Origin of the sequence: Parageobacillus thermantarcticus, from assembly GCF_900111865.1 — a bacterium.
Classification (GTDB): domain Bacteria; phylum Bacillota; class Bacilli; order Bacillales; family Anoxybacillaceae; genus Parageobacillus; species Parageobacillus thermantarcticus.
Map to the genome: position 1 here is coordinate 1 of NZ_FOJS01000088.1, position 4,262 is coordinate 4,262.

Annotated in this window: 2 protein-coding genes and 2 pseudogenes; 1 reads left to right on the forward strand and 3 read right to left on the reverse strand. The window is 38.7% G+C overall.

Features of this window, described 5'->3' with window-relative positions:
- Window positions 1-177: 177 nt before the first annotated feature.
- Window positions 178-1,092, reverse strand: coding sequence for a tyrosine-type recombinase/integrase (locus BM278_RS17995; RefSeq protein ID WP_090952474.1), 915 nt, complete (start codon window positions 1,090-1,092; stop codon window positions 178-180).
- A 530-nt stretch (window positions 1,093-1,622) separates the two neighbouring features.
- Complete coding sequence (locus BM278_RS18000) at window positions 1,623-2,108, reverse strand: YjdJ family protein (protein ID WP_013401969.1); 486 nt, start codon at window positions 2,106-2,108, stop codon at window positions 1,623-1,625.
- 384 nt (window positions 2,109-2,492) lie between these two features.
- Here BM278_RS18000 and BM278_RS18005 point away from each other — a divergent pair.
- A pseudogene (locus tag BM278_RS18005) lies at window positions 2,493-3,382 on the forward strand (transposase).
- A 200-nt stretch (window positions 3,383-3,582) separates the two neighbouring features.
- On the opposite strand, the pseudogene BM278_RS19735 reads toward BM278_RS18005, so the two are convergent.
- Window positions 3,583-3,785: pseudogene (locus BM278_RS19735) on the reverse strand (IS3 family transposase); the annotation flags it as partial.
- Window positions 3,786-4,262: the final 477 nt, after the last annotated feature.

Below are 4,262 nucleotides of genomic sequence, written 5' to 3' on the forward strand. Positions count from 1 at the left end.
CTCCCTTCTCACTCGGTTGAAAGGTAAATTCATTGAGCCGGCAAGCCTATGTATTTTTTCTTGCAATTCTCTGCACTTTTTGCTTGCAAAAAACAGGCAATCTTCGAATAATGATTTCCATGGCCGTACTGGACTATCCGAATCGTTATCGGTGACGCCTACTCACAAAAAACTTTGTTAAAATTTCGGCAACGCCTCCACGGCATCCGCCAAATCGCTATAACTGTCTTTCAAGTATCTTGATGTAGTTGCGATATTGCTGTGGCCGGCGAGCCGCCGCACTTTCTCGATATCATTGTTCGTCGCCTTTAGCATCCACTTGCAAAACGTATGCCGGAACATATGCGGCGTAAGTTTTTTGTTCGGCAAGCTATAGCTTTCGATCATCCGCTGGATGCCGCGGACGGAAAACTTCGGCGAGCGCTGGCTGTAAAAGACGTACGGCGATTCGGCGACATGCGGCTTCTTTTTCGCCATCTCGGCGCGAAACTTCAGCCAATCCTCGAGTTCCGCCAGCAGGATGTTCGAGATCGGCACGGTCCGAACCTTCATCCCTTTTCCCACGATTCGAATCCGTTTCATCTCTAAATCCAAGTCCGTTAATTTCAAATTGGACAGCTCTTCAACACGCAATCCCGCGTAAGTAAGCAAATACACCACCGCGCGGTCGCGGCGGTACTTTTCCTCTGGATCGACGCCTCTGCTGCGGACCGGTTTTTTCCGCATCCGATGCAATAAGTCCTCAAATTCTTCTTCGGTGAGCCACATGATTTTTTCGTGATCTTCATCGGCCGTTTTCAAATCTTGAATATCCTTCATCGGATTTTGTTCGATGTAATGGTGCTCAACCGCCCACGCGTAAAAGCTGCGCAGCGAATTGAGGCGGCGGTTGATCGTGGAGATGGCCAACGGTTTCCCTACGGCTGGATTTAACATTTGCTGAATCCATTTGCGGATGTCAGCCGGCGTGACATAATCATCTGGACGTATATGTAAATCATGAAAAAATATGTTTAAATCGTTCGTATAGGAAATAATGGTATTTCTGGAAGCACCTTTTTCCTGAAGATAAGTGACATACTCGTTGAGCATCTTTTTCCACCCTTTCACTTATACGGCGAGTTAAAAACGATTTTTTTCCAAAATAACGGATATGAAAAATAACATTATATGACGAGTATATCATAAAAAAGAATGGATTGTTCGTCATATAATGTATATTATATGACCAGTTAAATCATATAAAATAGTGCATAAAAAGACGAGGAAACACCTCGCCTCGTTTTGTCAGATATCGTTGAATGCAACATATTGGCTATTATGTTTTAGCAGTTTTTGTCAATAAAGTTGCGGTTTGTTTTGATAACTATAAACATAGGAATCTCCGGTTATGGATAATTAGTATAGATTGTTTATTAATTGGAATTGCATGTCTTATTTTGAATAAAGTTCCAAACAAAGGATAATCCTTTCATGGAAGAACAAATTAACTTTCACCATCTGTGGTGAAGCTCGCTTCATGTATATCAAAATCCCCATTCGGTCACTTCAATTATAAAAAACAACTTTATAGAGTGTCCAAATTCATTAGGGGTTAATGAGGAAACAACTCTGTAAAAAAATTAATTCCATTTTTTTATATCTTTTTTATTACGATTTAATACTTGGAAATAAGTTATTATAGCTGTTACAGTACACAAAGAGCCACTCACTAACCAAATATAAAAAAAGATTTTTCCACCTGTTGAGGGAGAATCAATAAAAAAATAACTAAGTAGGAATAAGCCTCCTCCTAAAATTAATAGAAAATAAGCAAATCTTTTATGCTGTGGTTTTAAGAAATAGTATCCAATAAGAATTAATAAGTATAAACTGCTTATTGCCATGATACTTGGAAAAATGGGATGGAACTTAGCCGAGTATACAAAGTAGTCAAGTTGTGAAATATGGCTTTTACTATGTACTTGACCATATAGCATTTGGGAAAATGGTGTTGAATGCTTCCATTCCCAAGGATTATCTAATATTGCACTACCTTCATACCAAGCAGCTAGAGTAGAAAATAAAAGTAAAATAGTGACTAATCCAAATTGAATAATAATCCACAAAACAACAATACCTCCCCTAATATATATCAGGCTAAAATTACTCAGATTGAATATAGAAATACCTCAAAGTTTTGAAATCTATACTTTTCGGATATACCGAATAGTAATCTCTTTTCTTTATGTTCCTATCTACATATATTGAGCAATGTTAAATAATTATTATAAATTATACTACTGTTATTGTCCAAAATTCCACTAAGTGTTGGAATTGTTAAAGCCAATGATAAAATGGCTCTTACGCAATCTTGGTGATAGGGAGGGACTAATTGAGAAAATGAACGTGTTGCAAAACGCATAACGAATGCATAAATGCACATAAAAAATCCACCACATTGGAAATCATATACAGTGACCAAAACCAACTACCAAGGAGTGGACACTATCATGATTTCCAATTTAGTGATCGAACATGCACTCATGGGTGAAATAGATCCTCTTTTAGAGGCATTATTTCGATACATCGACCAACTTTTTTTCTGGAAACACCGTATGTGACAGGAAGATCCCCAGTGTCTAAAAAGGCACTGCTCAAATGTTTCTTTTTGAAAACCTACTTCGCGATTGATTCTTTGCGGCAGTTGGTGAACATCCTCCACCGGTTTGGCTATTTCCGACGGATTTGTGGACTTCTGGAGATTCCTCATCTGTCTACTTTTTCACGAGCTAGTCAATGGTTTCAAGAACAAGGATTTTCCGATTTGAATGCCCAACTTCTAAACGATTTAGACGTTCAAAAACCAAAAGTAGTGATGATCGATAGTACGGCTCTTCGAAGCAGCCTGTATGATTCCCAAGCAAAGTGGGGCATGTCGACTCGGTACCACTGGTTCAAAGGATATAAACTGCATCTGTGTACCACCACGGAAGGGATCATTTTATCCCATGTTTTGACTACCGCCAATCGAAATGACGCAGCAGTGGCACCGGAACTGCTTTCGTCTCTGCAAGGATGGGACATCGAGTTTGCACTTGGTGATGCCGCCTATGGCAGTGAACAGATCCGTAAAACAGCCGAGCAATTGGACATCTTTTTCGTTTCCCCGATTAACCGACGCAATAGCGAGGAACGAAAAGATGCCTATGGCCGGGTGATCCCCGTTTTTTTGAAAACTCGATTTGGGAAGTGGCTGTTTGGTCTCCGTAGCACCATCGAACGAGTATTTAACCAATTAAAGATTAATGGGTTGGAACAACCTCGGTGGTACGGGCTTCATCGCTATCTATTACATGTGCAATTATGCATACTCATCCATAATTTTGAGTTTTTACTCTAGTTTTGCAACACCATCAAAATTAGTGTGCAAATTAAAATCTTTTAGCTTCTCATTTTCAATTATCTCGACTTTTCACCAAAAGGACGTAAGAGCCAAAAAAATAATCGGCCTTGACAGAGTACCCTATCAGTTAAATAACGAAAAAAGAGTATATGCACATAACCCTATCAAGTAGACAGTGGAAAAAAGAGTACATTAAGCTACGTCCTTTTCCTGAAATTCGATGGGGAAAGACCGTTGAATTTTTCTTGAAAACAACTGTAATTAAATAATGAATATGATCATGAACAGACTGATAAACTTGTTCCAATGTTTTTGGATGCACTAAATACAACTTTTCTGTCTCCAAATGTGAAAAGAAACTTTCGATACATGCATTATGTAGCTCCCGGATTTTTAAATCAATAATGTTTTTATATATAAATTTATAAATTCCGATTCAATGTTTATTGCAAACTAAAAATGTACAGTTTGGCAATTAATTTATGTAGCCCTTTTCGGGCATAAAAAACCACTTGCCAACATCCCTACATTCAAATACACTTCCTGTTATTGGGCAAAAATGACAGGAGGCGATGAAGGAGATGTTAGCATTGGTAGAAATTAATTATATCAGACATGAAGCAAATAAAAAAGGACGTTCGTATAGCTCGAGTCAGTCAAGATTTTGTGGGAACTTTTTTGGTTCGCTAAAAAACAGGTGTAAGTCATAGGTTGGCAAACCATTTTTTTGAATTTTATCCGTAAGCGCTTTCGGAATCTCATCCCTTGCCATGACAGACCGATATGTATACCTTTTTTACCATCCCTTGAGTTCAGACAGGGCATGATAGATCGGTGTCCCGGACGATTGCTGTAAATATGGCACGTTATTCCGCGT

Excerpts from the sequence above, each read along its gene's own strand:
- BM278_RS17995 (WP_090952474.1), bottom strand. The coding sequence starts at position 1,092 with ATGCTCAACGAGTATGTCACTTATCTTCAGGAAAAAGGTGCTTCCAGA.